Consider the following 17377-nt stretch of genomic DNA (forward strand, 5'->3'; position numbering starts at 1 on the left):
CCCGAGACGGTTTCGGGAGCGAACCGGCGCACGGCCAAGGAAGTAGTGGCGGACAACGGGATCCTTTCTCAGCTGCCGGAGGAGCGGCGGGTGCGCAGGCGCTGCATCTCGCTCAGCGTCCGCGCGCGGGCGTCGACGGCGATCCGCAGCGACGATCCGATGAGGTTCAGCAGGAAGACGCACACCATGATCGTCACGCCGGGGACGATCACCAGCCAGGGCGCCTGCACCAGGTACGACCGGCCTTCGGCGATCATGTTGCCCCACGTCGGGGTCGGGGGAGCGATACCGAGGCCGAGGAAGCTCATCGCCCCGTCCACCAGCATCGCCGCCGCGGAGAGGATCACCACCTGCACCAGCGCGAGCGGCAGCACGTTCGGGAACACGTGCACGACGAGGATCTTCCACCGGCTCATGCCCGAGACCCGGGCGGCGCCGATGTAGGCGCGGCCGGCGATGCCGAGCACGCGGCTGCGGATGACGCGGGCGGTGAACGGCGTGAAGATCACCGTCAGCGCGATCAGTTCGGTCCAGATGCTCGCGCCGAGCGAGATCGCCAGCGCCATCGCGAGGATGATCGCCGGGAACGACATCCAGGCGTCCATCACCCGCATCAGCACCGCGTCGGCCGCCCGGAAGAAACCGCTGATCAGCCCGATCACCAGGCCGGTGAAGGCCGCGCACAGGGTGATCAAGGCGGACAGCCCGAGCGACGCCCGCCCGCCGGAGACCAGGCGGGCGAGCACGTCACGGCCGAACGAGTCCGTGCCGAGCGGATGCGCGGCCGACGGCGGCAGGAGCCGGTTCACCGGGTCGGTCGCGCTGACGCTCGGCAGGAAGAACGGCAGTACGATCACGGCCAGGACGATCACCGCCAGCACCGCCGTGGTGATCACCAGCATCCGGTTGCGCCGGAACACCCGGGCCGCGCGGCCGGACGACGGCTTTTCACGCACCGGCGACGTCTTTTCCACGAGAGCCACGCTCACGAGACACGCACCTTCGGATCGAGCAGCGCGTACGACAGGTCCACCAGCAGGTTGACGAGTACGAACAGCACCGCGACGAACAGCGTCACACCCTGAATCAGCGGGAAGTCGCGGGTGGACACCGCGCCCATCAGCAGATGGCCGAGCCCCGGCACGACGAAGATGGACTCGATGATCACGATCCCGCCGACCAGCATGGCGAAGTTGCTGCCCAGCTGGGTGATCAGCGGCATCAGCGCGTTCGGCAGGACATGTTTGGTCATGACCTGCCGCTCGGACAGCCCCTTGACCCGCGCGGTACGCAGATACGCCAGCGGCAGCTCGCCGAGCAGGCTTTCCCGCAGGGTGAGCACGAACAACGCGGTCTGCCCGATCACCAGCACGGTCAGCGGCAGCACCAGCGCGGGCACCGCCGTCGCCGGATCGGTGAACAGGTTCTCGTAGCCGCTGGAAGGGAACCAGCGCAGCGTCACCGAGAAGACGAGCACCAGCATCAGCGAGATCCAGAAGTCCGGCATCGCCATGCCGAGCGCGGAAAGCCGGTCCAGCGCCCGCGCCACCGGGTTGCGCGGCGACACCGCCTGCCACGAGGTGATCGCGACCGAGAGGAAGAAGCTGATCACCGTCGACAGCACGGCCAGGGTCAGCGTCGGCAGGATGTGGTCGGCGACCACGCCGAGCACCGGCGCGTGGTAGGTGATCGACGTGCCGAAGTCGCCGTGCAGCACGTTCCCGGCCCAGGTGAGGTATTGCTCCCACAAGGGTCCGTTCAGCCCCATGCTCTCCCGCAGGGCGTCCACATCGGACGGCCGTGCGGTGGGGCCGAGGATGGCCTGCGCCGGGTCGCCGGGGATCAGCCGGATGACGAAGAACATCATCGTCCCGACGATCACCAGGATGATCACCAGATCGCGCAGCCTGCGCAGCAGCAGACCGGTCATGACGCCAGCCAGGTGTTCCAGAAGACACGGTAGAAGTCGCCGTAGCCCTTGAGCTTGGGGGAGTAGGCCGCGTACAGCTTGGACTGGCTCAGGGTGATCACCGAAAGCTGCTTCCAGGTGAACGCCTGCAGCTTGTCCACCACCGCCTTCGCCTGCTCAGGGGTGGTCGAGGCGTTGAACTCCGCCATAAGCCCGTCCAGTTCGGGCGAGGTCGAACCGTTCAGCGTGCCCAGGGTGAGCGCGGGCATCTGCGCGGGCGAGGTCAGCGCCGAGTCGAAGAACAGCGTGGTGATGTCCCAGCCGCCCGGCTCCTTGGTCAGCGTGCCGAGCATGGTGGCGAAGTCGAAGGTGTCGATCTTGGTGTTGATGCCGATCTTCGACAGGCTGTCCTGGATCAGCACGGCCCATTTGCCGAACTCCGGGTACGAGTTCGTGGTGACGATGCGGATCGTCGCGCCGGCGGTGATGCCCACCGCGGCCAGCAGTTGCTTGGCCTTTTCCGGGTCGTGTGCCTTGTAGACCTCTTCGCCCGCGGTGGAATAGAACTGCTTGTTGTCCGGCGAGGCGAAGGCGCCCGTCTCGAGAGTGAGGTCCTTGCTGCCACCGGTGGCCGCGTTGATCGCGGGCTTGTCCAGCAGCAGGTTCAGCGCCTCGCGGGCACGGGGGTCGGCGAACTTCGAACCGGTGTTGAAGTTCGGGATCACCACGTTGTCGTTGCCGCCCGGCAGGTTGTGCACGACCACGGCCGGGTTGTTGCGCAGGGGCTCGTACTGGTCGTTCGTGGGCATGATGTGGTCCCACTGCCCGGTCTGCAGGCCGTTGATCAGCGCGTCCTGGTCGGAGACCACCTTGTAGGTCACGGTGTCCAGGTACGCGTGCTTGGCGCCCGCTTGCCCGCCCCAGTCCTCTTCGGACCGTGACTTGTAGCCGGTGTACCGCTCCAGGACCAGTTCACGGCCGATGTCCCAGCTCTTCAGCTTGTACGGGCCGGTCCCGATCGCCTTCTCCTGGCCGAAACCGGTCGGCGCGACGCCGGTGAGGTTCTTCGCCTCGTAGATCTCCGTGCCCGCACCGGCGAGTTCGTTGATCAGCGGGTAACGCGGCTTCTTGAGCTTGATGGTCACCGTCGCCGGATCGGCCGGCGTGATCGCCTCGATGTCCGGCGTGACCAGCTGACCGGTGCGGTGCACCTGCTGCCACCGCTTCAGGCTCGCCACGACGTCCTCGGACGTCAGCGGGTTGCCGTCGTGGAAGGTGACACCCTGGCGCAGCTTGAAGGTGTAGGTGAGCCGGTCCGGGCTGGTGGTGTAGTCCTCGACCAGCATGGGCCGGGCGGTGAAACCGCGGTCCACCTCGAACAGCTTCTCGTACATCATGTTGCCGATATGCGCGGTCACCTGGCCGGGATTCGCGACCATGTCGAGGGACTGCGGGTCGGTGGGCACCGCCACGTTGAGGTTGCCGCCGGGCTTCGGCGGGCCGTCGGCGGCGCCACCGCCTGCCTGCCCTCCCATGCACGAGCCGAGCAGCAGGACGGTCGCCAGGCCGAGGGCGGCCGAGGTCAGGGTTCGTCTCATGGGTTCCGCACTCCGATTTCGGGATTCGCCGCGAGGAGACGGCGGGTGTAGTCGTGCCGGGCGTGGAGCCGGATCTCGTCCGGTTCGCCGATCTCGATCAGTTCGCCCCGGTACATCACGCCGACCCGGTCGGCGACCGACAGCACCAGGCTGAGGTTGTGCGTGATGAACAGGAAGCTGAGCGCGCGGGTGCGCCGCAGGTCCAGCAACAGGTTCATCACCTGGCCCTGCACCGAGACGTCGAGCGCGGAAGTGGGCTCGTCGGCGACGATGAGGTCGGGTTCGGCCGCGATCGCGCGGGCGATCGAGACGCGCTGCCGTTGCCCGCCGGAGAGCTGCGACGGCAGTTTCTTCGCGGTGTCGGAGGGAAGCCCGACCTCGTCGATCAGTTCGGTGACGCGGCGGTCGAGCTCAGTGCCGCGGAGGCCGGTGAGTTCCCGCAGCGGCTCGGCGATGATCCTGGCGGCGGTATGCCGGGGATCGAGCGAGCTTTGCGGGTCTTGGAAGATGAGCTGTGCGCGGCGGCGGAACGCGCGCTCGTCGCCTTCGAGACCGGACGGCGTGCACCGGTGCGCACCGAAGGCGATGGTGCCCTCGGTCGGGGTTTCCAGCGCGCTCACCAGACGGCCGAGCGTGGTCTTGCCCGAACCGGATTCCCCGACCAGGCCGAAGAATTCGCCCGGTGCGATCTCCAGTGAGACGTTCTTGACCGCGTGCACCTCGGGCTCGCGGCTCAGCGAGAACCGGCCGCGCCGTCCGTACACTTTGGACACCGAGTCGATGACGAGCGCGGTGCCCTCGCTCGTCTCCCGGGACTTCGGGCGGCTCAAGGACCTGGTTTCGGTCGCGACCGCCGATTCGCCGTTCATCGCGGCTTCGAGCAGTGCTTCGGAGATGGTGGGGAAGCCGTCGCGCCTGCTCACCCCGAGCTGCGGGACACAGTCGAGCAACGCCCGGGTATAGGGATGCTTCGGCGAGTGCAGAATGTCCTCTGTGGACCCGAGCTCGACAAGCTCGCCCCGGTACATCACCGCGATCCGGTCCGCCACCTGCGCGGCCACGCCCATGTCGTGCGTGATGAAGACGCACGCGGTGCCGTGGTCGCGGCGCACGCGGTCGAACAGGGTGAGGATCTCCGCCTGTGTGGTCACGTCCAGTGCCGTGGTCGGCTCGTCGGCGATCAGCAGGCTCGGGTCGGCCATCAGGGCCAGTGCGATCATCACGCGCTGCTGCATCCCGCCCGACATCTGGTGCGGATACAGGGAAAGCACGCGGTCGGTGTCGGTGAGCCCGACCTCCTTCAGCAGGCCGCGGGCCTTCGCCTCGGCCTCGCGGTGCAACGGCGTTCCCTTGCGCGCGGCTTGACGCGGCAGGGAACCGGGCTTGCGGTAAGCCTCGATCAGCTGCTTGCCGACCCGTTGACCGGGGTTGAGCGAATCCAGCGCCTCCTGGAAGATCATGCCGATCCGCGGGCCGCGGTACGCGCGCATCTCGTCGGCGGAAAGCCGTGTGAGATCCACGCCGTCGACACTGATCTCGCCGCGGGTGAACACCGGCGCGACGAACTCCAGTAACCGGATGATCGACAAGGCCGTCACCGTTTTACCGCTGCCGGATTCGCCGACCACGCAGAGTGTCCGGCCTTGGTCGAGGTCGAACGAAAGTTCGCGGACCAGTTCGCGTTCGGTTTCGTCGGCGATGACACCGACGGTGAGTTCTCGTAATTCGAGCAGGGTCATGAATCCCCTTTCCCGAGCCCGCCCGTAGCGGACCGCACTGCCGGGGAACGGACCTCCGGCGGGGGTAGTTCTACGCATGTTGACACTGGGGGAGTGTGCTGTCAATGGGTATATTCTACGAATGTAGGAAGTTGATATCCGGCGGGTTTTTCCTGGTGGTGGGCGAAAACTTGCACTGGATTCTTTTGTCTACGTCTGTAGACTCTCGGCGGAAACGAGCTAGGAGGGCACCCGTGAGCGGGTCGACCAAGACTGCCGGTCCCGAGCGGATCGTGGACATCGCCGTGGGGTACATGGCGGCCAAGCAACTCTTCGCGGCGAGCCGGATCGGCCTGTTCACCGCGCTCGACGGCGGGCCGCTGACGGCCGCGGAACTGGCGGAGAAGACCGGCAAACCGGAGAAGATCACCCGCATCCTCGGTGACGCCATGTCATCACTCGGCCTGCTGTCCCGTGTGGACGGACGCTACGCACTGGCCGCCGACGCCGCGGCGTACCTCGGCGGCGGAGACCTCGATCTGGCGCCGTTCCTCACGTTCCTGGACTCGATCAGCTACCCGCATTGGCTGCAGTTCGGCCACACGGCCGACAGCGGCGAGCCGGGCAAGCTGGAGATGGACGACGCGCGCTGGGGCACGTTCATGGCAGGCGTCATGACGTATAACGCCCTGCACGCCAAGATGCTGGCCGGCGCGTACGATTTCGGCCCTCATCGAAAGGCGCTGGACCTCGGCGGCCTGTCGAGCGCGTTCGCGGTCGAAGCCATGAAGACCAACGACGGACTGCACACCACGTTCGTCTTCGACCCGGGTTTCACCGAGTCGGTCGCCACCGCGGCGGCCGAAGCGGGGCTCGCCGGCCGCGCGACCGTCATCGGCGCGGAGACGCCCACCGCGCGCCCCGAGGGCGAGTTCGACCTGGTGATGGTCAACCACGTCGTGCACCGTTTCGACGCGAAGCAGAACGCGGAGATCCTGCGCAACGCCCGTGCCGCCGCCGCGCCGGGGGCGACGTTGCTGTTGCTCGACTTCTTCCTCGACGACGACGCCGTCCAGCGGCCGATCGACGCGTTGCACGCGGGGGAGTACCTGGTGATCGACGGGACGGTCGTCTATCCGGAGGAGGAGGTCCGGGAGTGGCTGAGCGCGGCGGGCTGGCGGGTCACCGACCGGCTCGCGCTGCCGGGCAGCCCGCGTGTGCTCGTCGCGGAAGCGGTGTGACCGTGACCCTCGATCCCGCGGTCAAGGAACTGCTCGCCCGCAGTGCTCCGGCGGAAGTGCCAACCGGGCCTTTGACGGCACCCGAGTTGCGTGCCGCCTTCGCCGCCTCGTGGCGACGTCCCGATTCGGTCGAAGAGGTCGCTTCGGTGGCCGACCACGTCCTGCCGTCCGGTGTGCGGGTGCGGATCTATCTACCCGAGGCCACGGCGCCGGTGCCCGCGTTCGTCTGGATCCACGGCGGCGGCTGGACGATCGGCTCGATCGACGAGAACGAGGTCGCGTCGCGGGCGGTGTGCAACGCGGCCGGGGTCGCCGTCGTGGCGGTCGACTACCGGCTCGCGCCCGAACATCCGTACCCGGCGGCCCCGGACGACTGCTACGCCGTCGTCGAATGGCTCGCCGCGGGCGGCGCCGGTCCCTCGGTGGACGGGGCGCGGATCGCTGTCGGCGGCGAAAGCGCGGGCGGCAACCTGTCGACGGTGGTCTCGATGATGTCCCGTGACCGGGGCGGTCCGTCGTTGGCCGCGCAGGTGCTGATCTGCCCGGTCTACGGTCACCCGGACGACGGCTTCCGGTCCTATGTGGACTTCGCGGAGGGCTTCGGCATGACCGCCGGGGCGATGCGGTTCTTCTTCGAGCAGTACGTGTCGGATCCGGCGCAGCTGAACGATCCGTACCTGCTGCCGCTGCGGTCCGGCGACCTGACCGGGCTCCCGCCGGCGCTGGTGCTCACGGCCGAGTACGACGTCCTGCGTGACGAAGGGGAGGAGTTCGCGCGGCGGCTGACCGACGCGGGGACGCAGGTCGAGATGACGCGGTACTCAGGCCAGATCCACGGGTTCTATGGGCTCTACACGGATCTTCCCGCCTCGCCGCGCTCGCACCGGCATGTGGCGAGCTTCCTTACGCGGACCTTCGACCGCCGCGTCTAGTCCTCTGAACGCGCTTGTTCGCACTACGTACTACCGCATTCAGAGGACTAAATGCGGTAGTACGTGGTGTCAGGGGCGGGTCAGGCGCGCGAAGAACGACTCCAGGTGTTGCCGCTGCAGGGCGATCGTCGAGAACTCCCCGGCGACCAGGCTCATCACGTTCGCCCCGGCGTTGATCAGCACGACCTCGTCGACCAGCTGCTCGTCGGGCGTTTCGGTGACGATGTCGCCGTCCTCCCGGCCCTCGGTGAGATACCGGTGCAGCAGGCCCCGCCACGAGCGGATGTGCTCCAGGTACTTGTCCTGCAGTTTCGGGTTGGTCAGCGACAGCTGCCAGAAGGTGAGCAGGACGCGCCCCGCGGCGATGCGGTCCTCGTCGATGGGCATCGACGAGACGCACAGCTCGCGGAGCGCGGTCAGCCCGCGCAGCTCGTCCAGCTCCACGTACTCGCGCATCATGCCGAGCGCGCGTTCGTAGGTGGCCTGGATGATGTCTTCCTTGCTCGGGAAGTACAGCTTGAGCGCGCCGTTGGCGAAGCCCGCGGCCGCCGCGATCTCGCGCATGGTGGCGGCTTCGATCCCGCCCTGGGTGATCAAATCCCAGGTGACGTCGACGATATGGCTGCGCCGCTCGTCGTGGTCGATGATCTTCGGCATCGGCAGACCTCCCGCACTGGTTCTTCTACCAGTGTAGGAGATCAGGCCTGGCGATACACGCGGTGCCCGGCGAACCACGTTTGCGTCACCTTTGTCTTGACGAGCTCGGACGGATCGGTCGCGAACGGATCGCGGTCCAGTACGACGAAATCCGCCGACTTCCCGGGGGCCAGCGAGCCGGTGACGTCGCCCAGCCCCATCGCGCGGGCGGCGGCCAGGGTGAAGACCTCGATCGCCTCGGCGAGGGTGATCGCCTGCTCAGGCCACAGCGCGCCGGGGAACGTGCCGCTCGGGTCCTGGCGCGTGACGAGGCCGTGGATCCCTTCCCACGCGTTCGGCGACTCGCTGACCGGCCAGTCCGAACCGCCCGCCACCAGCGCGCCCTCGTCCAGCAGCGACCGGTTCGGCTGCATCCGGCCCGCCCGTTCGCCGGGCAGCACCTCGGCGATGGCCGCCGGGATGACACCGGGGACCCACAGGAACGGTGAGATGTCCGCGGCGACACCGAGCGCGGCGAAGCGCGGGAGATCGTCGGGGTGCACGAACTGGCCGTGCGCGACCTGGAATCGCGCGTCGGCGAAGCCTTCGGCACGCACCTTCTCGACGGCGTCGAGGGTCGCGCGCACCGACGCGTCCCCGGTGCAGTGCACCTTGGCCGACAGCCCCGCCGCGGCCGCCGTGCGCAGCCAGCCCACGAGTTCGTCACCCGGCATGGTGGTGGCGCCGTGGTGGCAGGCTCCGTGCGCGGCGTCCGGCAGATACGGCTCCAGGAAGGCGGCGGTCCGCGTCGGCGGGACCCCGTCGAGGAAGATCTTCACGAAGTCCGGCCGGTGGTGCTCGCTCCGGAATTGCCCGGCGACCTCCAGCAACGGTGCCCCGATCGGGTCGAAGCCGAAGATCGGATCGTTGATCAGCAGCGACGAGACGACCCACGCGTGCAGTTCGCCCGCGTCGTCGAGCGATTTCAGCGCCCGCAGGATGTCCGCGGAGACCCCGGCGTCCTGGAACGCGGTGACCCCGTACGAATGCAAGGTGCCGATCCCGTGCCGCGACGCCGCGACGTGCTGCTCCGCGGTGAGCGTCCGTGTCTCGCTGAGCGCCCGCTCGACGGCGACGCCCGCCGCTTCGAGCAGGACGCCGGCGGGTTCGCCCGTGTCCGGATCGCGGACGATCTCCCCGCCCGCAGGATCAGGCGTCGCGGCGGAGACACCCGCGAGCTCCAAGGCCCGGCTGCTCACCCAGCGGTTGTGCCTGCTGTCGTCCGACAGCATGACCGGACGCCCGCCGGCGGCCTCGTCGAGCGCGTGCCGGGCGGAAGACCGCGAGAGCGCGCCGACCAGCGTGGACGCCCAGGCGCTGCCGACCACCCACTCGTCCGGCCCGAGCCCAGCGGCCCGCTCGCGGACCGCGGCGAGGATGTCGTCCAGGCCCGCGTCGAGGCCGAAATTCAGTTCGAACAGCGCAGCGCGCCCGGCGAGGGCGTGATGGTTGTGCACGTCGACCAGACCGGGCATCACGAACGCGCCGTCGAGGTCGACGACCTCGGTGGTCGGCCCGCGTTCGATGTCCTCCAGCGACAGCACCTTGCCGTCCTTGACGGCCAGTGACGACGCCCAGGGGCGATGACCGTCCACTGTGTACACCGTGGCGTTGGTGAGGACGAGGTCGGCGGTCAAGGCTCAGCTCCCGGCCGGGTCGTACGCCTCGGGGTGCACGGTGGTGCTGAGCAGCTTGCCGTGCGCGCCGAAGGTGAAGTGGGTGGGCGTGCTACCGGAGGCGTCCAGTCCGAAAAGGACACCGTGCGAGCGCAGCCGCTTCGCGTCCCGGTGGTCGGCGACGGTCACCGACGCGCACGGGATCACCTTCTCCCGCCAGGCGAAGACGTAGATACCCGGCCGCAGCTCGTAGACCGAGTTCTCGTCGGTGTCCGCGAGCCCCCGCTCCGGTCCGGCCAGGCACTGCCAGGTGTACCAGTGCGGGCTGAGGTACACGTGCTCGTAGGCGTGCTCGGTGCTGTACACCCACAACACCCGGCGCCCGACCAGCGACGTGGTCGGGGCGAGCGAGTCCCCGGTCGGCTCGATACCGCCGATCGTGGCGGCCACGAAGGACTGCGTGACGCGGGGCGAGGTGTCGCCGATCTTGCTCAGTACCAGCAGCGCCCGGCCGCGGCGCAGGTCGAGCAGGAGGGTGAACGCCTCCCCCTGCCGTGCCCGCGGGTGGAACTGGACGTAGTAGAGGTCGTCGTCGACCAGGAACGTCTCGCAGCGATCGGTGCCCGTGCCGTGGTAGGCCCATTCGATCCGGGTGCCGGAGAAGGCGGCGGTGAACCTGGTGCCGTCTTCGCAGGCGAGTTCGAACGAGCGGCCGTGCAGGTCGCCGACCGTGGGCGCCTTGTTCGCGTCGAAGCCGGGGGCGAGTCCGTCCAGCGGCAGCCACGTGGACGTGTCGGACAGGGTCAGTTCGGGCATCGGGAGAGTCCTAGTGCTCGTGGGCGGAACAGTGATCGTCAGCGGCGCCGGAGGGCAGATCGAGGGCCGGGTTTCGGTCGAAGAACCCATAGGGGCGCAAGGAGAAACCGGAGTAGTCGACCGGCATGACCGGCCAGTCCTCCGGACGCGGGATGTGCGTCGGGCCGAACACGTGCCACAGCACGAGGTCGGTGTCGGTGAGGTCGCGGTCGGCGGCCGTCCAGGCGGGCAGGCCCGCGCCGCCCGGATGCGCGTTCGGGCGGTCGCCTGCCGGGAAGCGTTCGTCCGCGCGGTACGGCGTCGCCCACAGATGACGGGTGGCGAACGTCGCCCGCTGGTGGACGGTCGATTCCGGCTGCGCCATCAGGGTCGCGGACGGCCGCGGCACGAGCTGGTACGCCGTGGGGGAGCCGAGGCGGTTGGTCCGCTCCGCGCTGCGGATCTCCCAGACACGCGCCTTGGCCGGATCCGCGAACCGTTGCGCCTCCTGTTCGGTCCGCAGCGGGGTCTCCTTCCAGGTGAACGCGTTCCCGTACGGGTTCTGCTCGCCCATCGGCACGCGTTCGACGTCGATCTCGACGAGCGAATTGCGTTCGCCGTCGATCGCCACGTCGAGCCGTGCGCAGAACAGGTGCTGGTGCACCGGCGCGAACAGGCCGGGGGCGATCTCGTTGGCGTGCGGGTGATCCGTGCCGGGATGCGCGGCGCCCGCGAACACGATGCCGGTGGCCTTCGCCTCCAGTTCCACGGTGCCGTCGAGGTAGAGGTACCAGAAGAAGCCGTAGTCGTAGTTGCCGATGGTGGAGATCGACGAGATCACCAGCCGCCGCGACCGGCGGACCTCGGCGCGGCCGTCGAGATCCGTGTGCTTCCAGAGGATCCCGTAGTCCTCCTCGTGCATGCAGATCGCGCGCGGGATCTCGACCGGGTGGCCGTGGTCGTCGGCGACGAACGCGGGGAAGTAGTGGATGACGCCGAGGCAGTCGCAGCCCAGCCGCAGGTCGTTGGCGTTCTTGCCGAGCAGGTACTCGCCCGCGTCGAAGTAGCTGATCCAGAACCGGCCGGGCGCGGTGTCGCCGTAGGGCACCACCATCTCCGGTACCGACGCGCGGTGCAGCACCGACCGGTCCTGGAAGCTGATCTGATGCAGCGTCAGGCCCTCGCGGGCGTTGAAGCCGACACGGAGTTTCCAGCCCTCCCAGGTGACCTCGCTGCCGTCGACGGTGAAGCTCGGGCCCTCCGGCTGGGTGATCTCGATCGGCTTGAGCGTGGTCCGGGCCGGGACGTCGCCGTAGCGGCCGTGCTCCGGCGGCACGGGGACGTCGCCCTCGTCCTCCACCCGGATGACCCGCTGCTCGGTCAGGTCGATGTGGACGATCAGGCCCTCGACCGGATGCGCCCACGGGCTGTCGGACGCGTCGTCGCGCAGGAACGTCAGCGAGCGGATGACCCGGCCGGTCTCGTCCGGCCTGCCGAAGAACCCGGGCGCCAGTGGGGCGCAGAAGGCGTGCTCGATCCGGTCGGCGAGCCCGCGCCGCTCCATGGCGGCCTGCCATTCCGGCGAGGCCTTGGTGATCGAGGCGGCGAGGTCGTACTCCTCGAACAGGTACGCGGGCTGGCCCGGGCCGCAGTCCTCGGTGGAGACCACTTCACGTTTCGCCAGCGAGACGATCACGTCGCGGGCCTCGCCGGTCGCGGTGTCCAGCAGCGTGTACCGGACCCGGCGGTCGGGGGCGGCGTCGCCCTTCTCCGGCTCCACCGGCAGCACGGCCGGGAACCGTGTGGTGGAGGTGAGCAGGCCTTCGGCGGTCAGGATCGCTCGGCCTGCGGTGAGTTCGTCGGCGGTCAGCGGATCGAGTGGATGCGGCCTGGTCATGCTTCGCAGTCTTGCCGGTCCGTCCCCGGCTGAAAAGGCCGTCATGCGGCTGCCGACAAGAAGGATGCACTGACGGCCAAGCTCGGTGAAAGGTCCGGACCGGAGGATGACGTCATGGGACTGGATCTCGCGGGCAAGGCCGTGCTGGTGACCGGCGCGGCATCCGGTATCGGCCTTGCCTGCGTCCAGGCGTTCCTCGCCGAGGGCGCGCGGGTCGGCGCCCTCGACCGGGCTCCCGTGCCCACCCTGGCCGACGGTCTCCTGGCGGTTCAGGCCGACGTGACCGACGAGCCGTCGGTGGCCGCCGCGATCGGCACCGTGGCGAGCCGCTTCGGCGGGCTCGACGTCGTGGTCGGCTGTGCCGGGATCTCCGGTCCGGTGGGGACGCCGGTCACCGAAACCTCCGCGGCGGATTTCGCCGCCCTGATGGCGGTCAATGTCACCGGCCAGTTCCTGCTGGTCAAACACGCCGCTCCCTGGCTCACCGCCTCGGGCGGCGCGGTGGTGCTGCTGGCCAGTGACTCGGCGTTCACCAGCGCGCCCGGCATGGTCCCGTACTGCGCTTCGAAAGGGGCCGTGGTCGCGATGACCAGGGCGCTCGCGGTCGATCTCCCCGGAGTCCGGGTGAACTGCGTCTGCCCGTCGGTGGTCGACACCCCGATGGCGCGGGGCGATCTCGGCGAAGTGCTCGACGATCCCGCGTTTCCGGTGCAGGCTCCGGAAGACGTCGCCTGGCAGGTGCTCCACCTCGCGTCCGCGCGTTCGCGGGCGGTCAACGGCCAGGCCGTGCTCGCCGACTTCGGCGTCTCGGCCCACTCCGGTTTTCCCGCTTAGAAAGGACTCCGCAAGTGAAGAAGGTTGTCGCGATCACGGGTGGCGGTACCGGAATCGGTGCCGCGGTCGCCCGCCGGTACGCCGACGAGGGCGCTCAGGTGGTGGTGCTCGGACGGCGGCTCGAGCCGCTGGAGAAGGTGGCCGCCGAAACCGGCGCGCACGTCATCTCGTGCGACGCCAGCGATCGCGAAGCCGCCGAGACCGCCGTGGCAGAGATCGTCGGCAAGTTCGGCAGGCTGGACGTCGTGGTGGCCAACGCCGGTGGGCACGGGCTGTCTTCGGTGGTCGACACCGGCGACGAGGAATGGGAACTGGCGCTGCGCTCGAACCTGTCGAGCGCCTTCGTGTTCTGCCGGGCCACGCTGCCTTCGCTGATCGAAACCGGCGGCCAGGTCGTCGTCGTGTCGTCGCTGGCCGGCCTGTTCGCCGGGCCGAACGTCGCCGGATACACCGTCGCCAAGCACGCGCTGATCGGGCTGACGCGTTCGATCGCCCGCGACTACGGGCCGAAGGGCGTCCGCGCGAACGCCGTCTGCCCAGGCTGGGTGCGCACGCCGATGGCGGACGGCGAGATGGACCAGTTCGCCGAGGCCGCGGGCTTCGACGGCGGCCATGACGAAGGCTACCGGCGGGTCACCGCCGAGGTCCCGCTGCGCCGTCCCGCCGAACCGGAGGAGATCGCGTCGATCGTGCGATTCCTGGGGTCTTCGGAGTCGTCGTACATCACCGGCGCGGTGATCGTGGCGGACGGCGGCGCGCACGCGGTCGATCTGCCGACGCTGGCCTTCGAACGGGCGGGCATGGGCTCCTAGCGGGGTTTTGCGCGTGAAGTCCGTGAAGGCCTCCTTCACTACCTTGAGGGTAGGGAAGGAGGCCTTCACGGACTTACGAACGGTCAGGATTCCCCGAGGTAGGCCGCGTGCAGGGTCCCGGGCGAGTCCAGCAGGTCCTGAGCGGAACCCGCGTAGGTGACCCGCCCCGAAGAGACCACCAGCGCGTCACTCGCCACGCCGAGGGCCAGATGCGTGAACTGCTCGACCAGCAGGATCGCCGCGCCCTCTTCGGCGAACCGGGTCACCATCGGCAGCAGTCGGGTGAACACCACGGGCGCGAGGCCCAGCGACATCTCGTCGATCAGCAGGAACGACGGCCGCGCGGCGAAGGCGCGGGCCAGCACCACCATCTGCTGCTCGCCGCCGCTGAGCAGCGCGGCCGGCGAGTCGCGGCGTTTCTCCAGTTCGGGGAACGCCTCGAACAGCTCGTCGGCCCGCGCGCGGGTGCGCGCGGTCAGCATCAGGTTCTCCAGCACCGTCAGGCCGCCGAACACCGCGCGACCCTGTTCGATATGCGCCAGACCTCGCCGCGCGCGGGCGACCCGCGACTGCTTCGTGATCTCGTCGGCTCCCATGTGGACGGTCCCGGCCGAGGCGGGCACCACGCCGGAGACGGCCTCCAGCAGGCTGGTCTTCCCGGCGCCGTTGGGGCCGACGAGCGCCGTGATCCGTCCCGGCTCCAGGGTCAGGTCGACGTCGCGGATCACCGGCCCGGCACCGCGGGTGACCGTCAGCCCCGCTATTCGCAAAGCGTTCACAGCATCTCCGTTTCACCCATGTACGCCTTGAGCACGGCGGGATCGGCGAGCACTTCGGCCTGCGGACCGGAGGCCAGTACGCGGCCGAAGTCGAGGACGGTGATCGTGTCGCAGACCGAGCGCACCAGGTCCAGATCGTGCTCGATGAGCAGGACCGAAACCCCGAACCGCGCGGGAACCTGCCGCAGCCGTTCCCCGAACGCGACGTGCTCCTCGTGCGGCAGCCCGGCGGCGGGCTCGTCGAGCAGCAGGACACGCGGCCGCGCCAGCAGATGCCCGACGACCTCGATCAGCCTGCGCGCACCGACGTCCACTTGCGACAGTGGGGTGGGGGCCGCAGGGCAGCCGAAGAAGTCCAGCGCGTCGCCGATCTCGTCGGCGGTGAGCCGTCGCCTGGCGAGGAACTTCAGGTACGCCCCGACCGTCAGTCCCGGCGGGACGCGGTCCTGCTGGAACGTCCGGCGCAGCCCGGTGCGGGCCCGGTTCGACGGCGATCCGGTCAGCGGGCGGCCACCGAGTTCGACGGCGCCCTCGGCGTTCGGCAGGAATCCGCTGATCGCGTCGACCAGCGTCGACTTGCCCGCGCCGTTCGGCCCGATGACACCGAGGACCCCGTGCTCCGGCACCGATATGTCCACTGAGGACAGTGCGGCCACATGCCCGAAATTCACGCTCAGGCCCCGTACGGTGAGCAGTGGCGGACCGGCGGAGACCGGTCCGGCATCGCCGGCTCCGGCGGCGAGATCGAGTTTCGCCGGTTCCTTCTTGGACCGGCGGTACCAGATCTGCCGCACCGTGGTGCCCAGGTTCCCGCCACCGGCCAGCGCCTGGACCCCGAGCACGCCGAACACCACGAAACCCCAGTCCTGCGGGATTCCCCAGCGCTTCAGCAGTTCCGGCACCCCGACCCACAGGACCGCGCCGAACACGGCCATGTCGATCAGATGCGCGCCCGACATGATCGCCAGCACGTACAGCGCCAGCGACTGGATCGCGGTGAAACTGGCCGGGAAGGCGATCCCGACCTGTCCGGTGAGCAGACCGCCGCTGATCCCGCCGAGGGTGGCGCTCACGGCGAACGCGGTCAGCTTCGACGTCCGCACACTCGTGCCGGCGGCCGCCGTGCCGCGTTCGGAGAACGCCACCGCCTGCCAGGCGCTGCCCCAGCGCCCGCGGCGCAGGAAGTACACGGCGAGGCAGCACAGCACCAGCACCACGACGGCGAGCCGGAAATACGACCGGTCGTCGGAGAAGGCGTCCGGCCGTTCGACCGAGATCCCGGCGGAGACACCGGGGAACTGCAGCTGGACGAGCGCGAGGTCGGCCGCCGCGGCGAGCCCCAGCGTGACGACGGCGAGGTTGATCCCGCGCAGCCGCAGCGCCGGGAGCCCGACGAGCACCCCGACCACCCCGGCGGCGAGACCGCCCAGCACCAGCCAGGTGAGGAACCCGCCGGGCGCCTGCGCCTCGTTCAGCGCCGACACCGTCCAGGCGCCGACGGCGCCGAAGGTCAGCTGGCACAGGGAGATCATGCCCGCGCTGCCGGTGACCACGCCCAGCCCGAGCAGTGAGATCCCGGCGACGACGGCGCTCATGCCGAGGTAGACGAAGTACCCGTCGAGACCGACACTCAGGCCGTACCCGACCGCGATCGCCACGATGGCGACGACGAACGGGATCCCGCGTTCAGCGAGCCGCATCCCACACCTCCTTGCGCTGCGACCACAGCAGCAGCGCGACGATCACTGCGAACGGCAGGAAGTACCGCATCACCGAAAGGCCATCGACCTGCGCGGCCGCGCCCTGGATCAGGCCGAGCCCCAGCCCGCCCGCGACCGCGAGGTCGAGCCGGCGGAATCCGCCGAGCAGGGCCGCCGCGGCCGCGGGGACCACCAGCATCGCCAGCGACGTCGCGTCGTTGGACTGCGACGGCGCCACGATCGAGATGACCAGCGTGCTGACCACCCCGGTGACCGCCCAGACCGCGACGCTGAGCCGCTTCGCCGGAATGCCCAGCAGCTCCGCCGTCGTCGGGCGTTCCGACAGCGCCCTGAGCTGGACGCCCGCCGGGGTCCGGCTCAGCACGATCCGGCTGGCCACCGCCACCAGGATCGCCAGCGCGACGGTGACCACGGTGACCTGGCTGATCACCACGCCGCCGACGGTCACCGCCGGACCGTCCAGGATCGGGTGGAACGGCTGCGGTTTGTTGCCGAACAGGATGAACGACAACGAGATCAGCAGGAGCAGCACCGCCACGGTGACCGCCGAGCGGGTGCCGGTGTCCGCCTCGGCGAGCCAGGTGGACACGATCCAGCCGAGCAGCGCGCTGAGCAGGCCGCCGAGCACGATCCCCGCGACGGTGGCGAGCCATATCGGCAGGCCCAGATCGACGGACAGGAACACCGCCACGTAGCAACCGAACATCCCGGTGGCAGACTGCGCGAAGTTCACCACTCGCACGAGGCGCGACATCAGCGTCAGGCATACCGCCAACACCGCGTACAGTCCGCCGGCAGCCAGGCCTGCCAGCGCTCCCTGCAGCATCGA

At 69.4% G+C, this 17377-nt stretch carries 15 protein-coding genes; 4 read left to right on the forward strand and 11 right to left on the reverse strand.

What is annotated here, in order from left to right; all coding sequences use genetic code 11:
* Positions 1-68 precede the first annotated feature (68 nt).
* The 4 genes from ACIBTM_RS19630 to ACIBTM_RS19645 are packed head-to-tail and all read right to left on the reverse strand — an operon-like array spanning position 69 to position 5246.
* Positions 69-989, reverse strand: a complete 921-nt coding sequence (locus ACIBTM_RS19630) for an ABC transporter permease (protein WP_395878489.1) — start codon at positions 987-989, stop codon at positions 69-71.
* Positions 986-1930 (reverse strand): ABC transporter permease, encoded by a 945-nt coding sequence (locus ACIBTM_RS19635; RefSeq protein WP_007029119.1) that lies wholly within the window; start codon positions 1928-1930, stop codon positions 986-988. The genes ACIBTM_RS19630 and ACIBTM_RS19635 overlap by 4 nt, the downstream gene beginning before the upstream one ends.
* Entirely contained in the window at positions 1927-3507 is a 1581-nt protein-coding gene (locus ACIBTM_RS19640) for an ABC transporter substrate-binding protein (protein WP_395878490.1), read from the reverse strand. The genes ACIBTM_RS19635 and ACIBTM_RS19640 overlap by 4 nt, the downstream gene beginning before the upstream one ends.
* Positions 3504-5246, reverse strand: a complete 1743-nt coding sequence (locus ACIBTM_RS19645; protein ID WP_395878491.1) for a dipeptide ABC transporter ATP-binding protein — start codon at positions 5244-5246, stop codon at positions 3504-3506. The genes ACIBTM_RS19640 and ACIBTM_RS19645 overlap by 4 nt, the downstream gene beginning before the upstream one ends.
* Before the next feature lie 233 nt (positions 5247-5479).
* On the opposite strand from ACIBTM_RS19645, the gene ACIBTM_RS19650 reads away from it, so the two are divergent.
* Positions 5480-6466 (forward strand): methyltransferase dimerization domain-containing protein, encoded by a 987-nt coding sequence (locus tag ACIBTM_RS19650; RefSeq protein WP_395878492.1) that lies wholly within the window; start codon positions 5480-5482, stop codon positions 6464-6466.
* Positions 6463-7398 (forward strand): alpha/beta hydrolase, encoded by a 936-nt coding sequence (locus tag ACIBTM_RS19655; protein ID WP_395878493.1) that lies wholly within the window; start codon positions 6463-6465, stop codon positions 7396-7398. Before ACIBTM_RS19650 ends, ACIBTM_RS19655 begins: the two co-directional genes overlap by 4 nt.
* A gap of 69 nt (positions 7399-7467) precedes the next feature.
* On the opposite strand, the gene ACIBTM_RS19660 is transcribed toward ACIBTM_RS19655, so the two are convergent.
* The 4 genes from ACIBTM_RS19660 to ACIBTM_RS19675 are packed head-to-tail and all read right to left on the reverse strand — an operon-like array spanning position 7468 to position 12402.
* Positions 7468-8055, reverse strand: coding sequence for a TetR/AcrR family transcriptional regulator (locus ACIBTM_RS19660; RefSeq protein WP_016333932.1), 588 nt, complete (start codon positions 8053-8055; stop codon positions 7468-7470).
* Positions 8056-8096: 41 nt separating this feature from the next.
* Positions 8097-9731: an amidohydrolase gene (locus ACIBTM_RS19665; protein ID WP_395878494.1), complete on the reverse strand. Its 1635-nt coding sequence runs from the start codon at positions 9729-9731 to the stop codon at positions 8097-8099.
* Between the two features lie 3 nt (positions 9732-9734).
* Complete coding sequence (locus ACIBTM_RS19670; protein WP_395878495.1) at positions 9735-10526, reverse strand: molybdenum cofactor biosynthesis F family protein; 792 nt, start codon at positions 10524-10526, stop codon at positions 9735-9737.
* 10 nt (positions 10527-10536) lie between these two features.
* A complete protein-coding gene (locus ACIBTM_RS19675; RefSeq protein WP_395878496.1) occupies positions 10537-12402 on the reverse strand; it encodes a primary-amine oxidase in 1866 nt (621 codons plus the stop codon).
* A 114-nt stretch (positions 12403-12516) separates the two neighbouring features.
* Here ACIBTM_RS19675 and ACIBTM_RS19680 point away from each other — a divergent pair, with 114 nt between their 5' ends.
* The gene (locus ACIBTM_RS19680; RefSeq protein WP_395878497.1) at positions 12517-13236 is read left to right on the forward strand and encodes an SDR family NAD(P)-dependent oxidoreductase; all 720 of its coding nucleotides are present in this window, start codon (positions 12517-12519) and stop codon (positions 13234-13236) included.
* A gap of 14 nt (positions 13237-13250) precedes the next feature.
* A complete protein-coding gene (locus ACIBTM_RS19685) occupies positions 13251-14048 on the forward strand; it encodes an SDR family NAD(P)-dependent oxidoreductase (RefSeq protein ID WP_395878498.1) in 798 nt (265 codons plus the stop codon).
* A gap of 83 nt (positions 14049-14131) precedes the next feature.
* Here ACIBTM_RS19685 and ACIBTM_RS19690 read toward each other — a convergent pair whose 3' ends face one another.
* Genes ACIBTM_RS19690 through ACIBTM_RS19700 form a run of 3 tightly spaced genes read right to left on the reverse strand, consistent with a single transcriptional unit; the run spans position 14132 to position 17374 of the window.
* Positions 14132-14827 carry an ABC transporter ATP-binding protein gene (locus ACIBTM_RS19690; RefSeq protein ID WP_395878499.1) on the reverse strand — a complete coding sequence of 232 codons (696 nt, stop codon included), beginning with the start codon at positions 14825-14827 and terminating at the stop codon, positions 14132-14134.
* Complete coding sequence (locus ACIBTM_RS19695) at positions 14824-16527, reverse strand: ATP-binding cassette domain-containing protein (protein WP_395878500.1); 1704 nt, start codon at positions 16525-16527, stop codon at positions 14824-14826. Before ACIBTM_RS19695 ends, ACIBTM_RS19690 begins: the two co-directional genes overlap by 4 nt.
* Positions 16514-17374 carry a branched-chain amino acid ABC transporter permease gene (locus ACIBTM_RS19700; RefSeq protein WP_395878501.1) on the reverse strand — a complete coding sequence of 287 codons (861 nt, stop codon included), beginning with the start codon at positions 17372-17374 and terminating at the stop codon, positions 16514-16516. The genes ACIBTM_RS19695 and ACIBTM_RS19700 overlap by 14 nt, the downstream gene beginning before the upstream one ends.
* Between the last annotated feature and the right edge of the window lie 3 nt (positions 17375-17377).

This window comes from Amycolatopsis sp. NPDC049868, assembly GCF_044461365.1.
Classification (GTDB): domain Bacteria; phylum Actinomycetota; class Actinomycetes; order Mycobacteriales; family Pseudonocardiaceae; genus Amycolatopsis.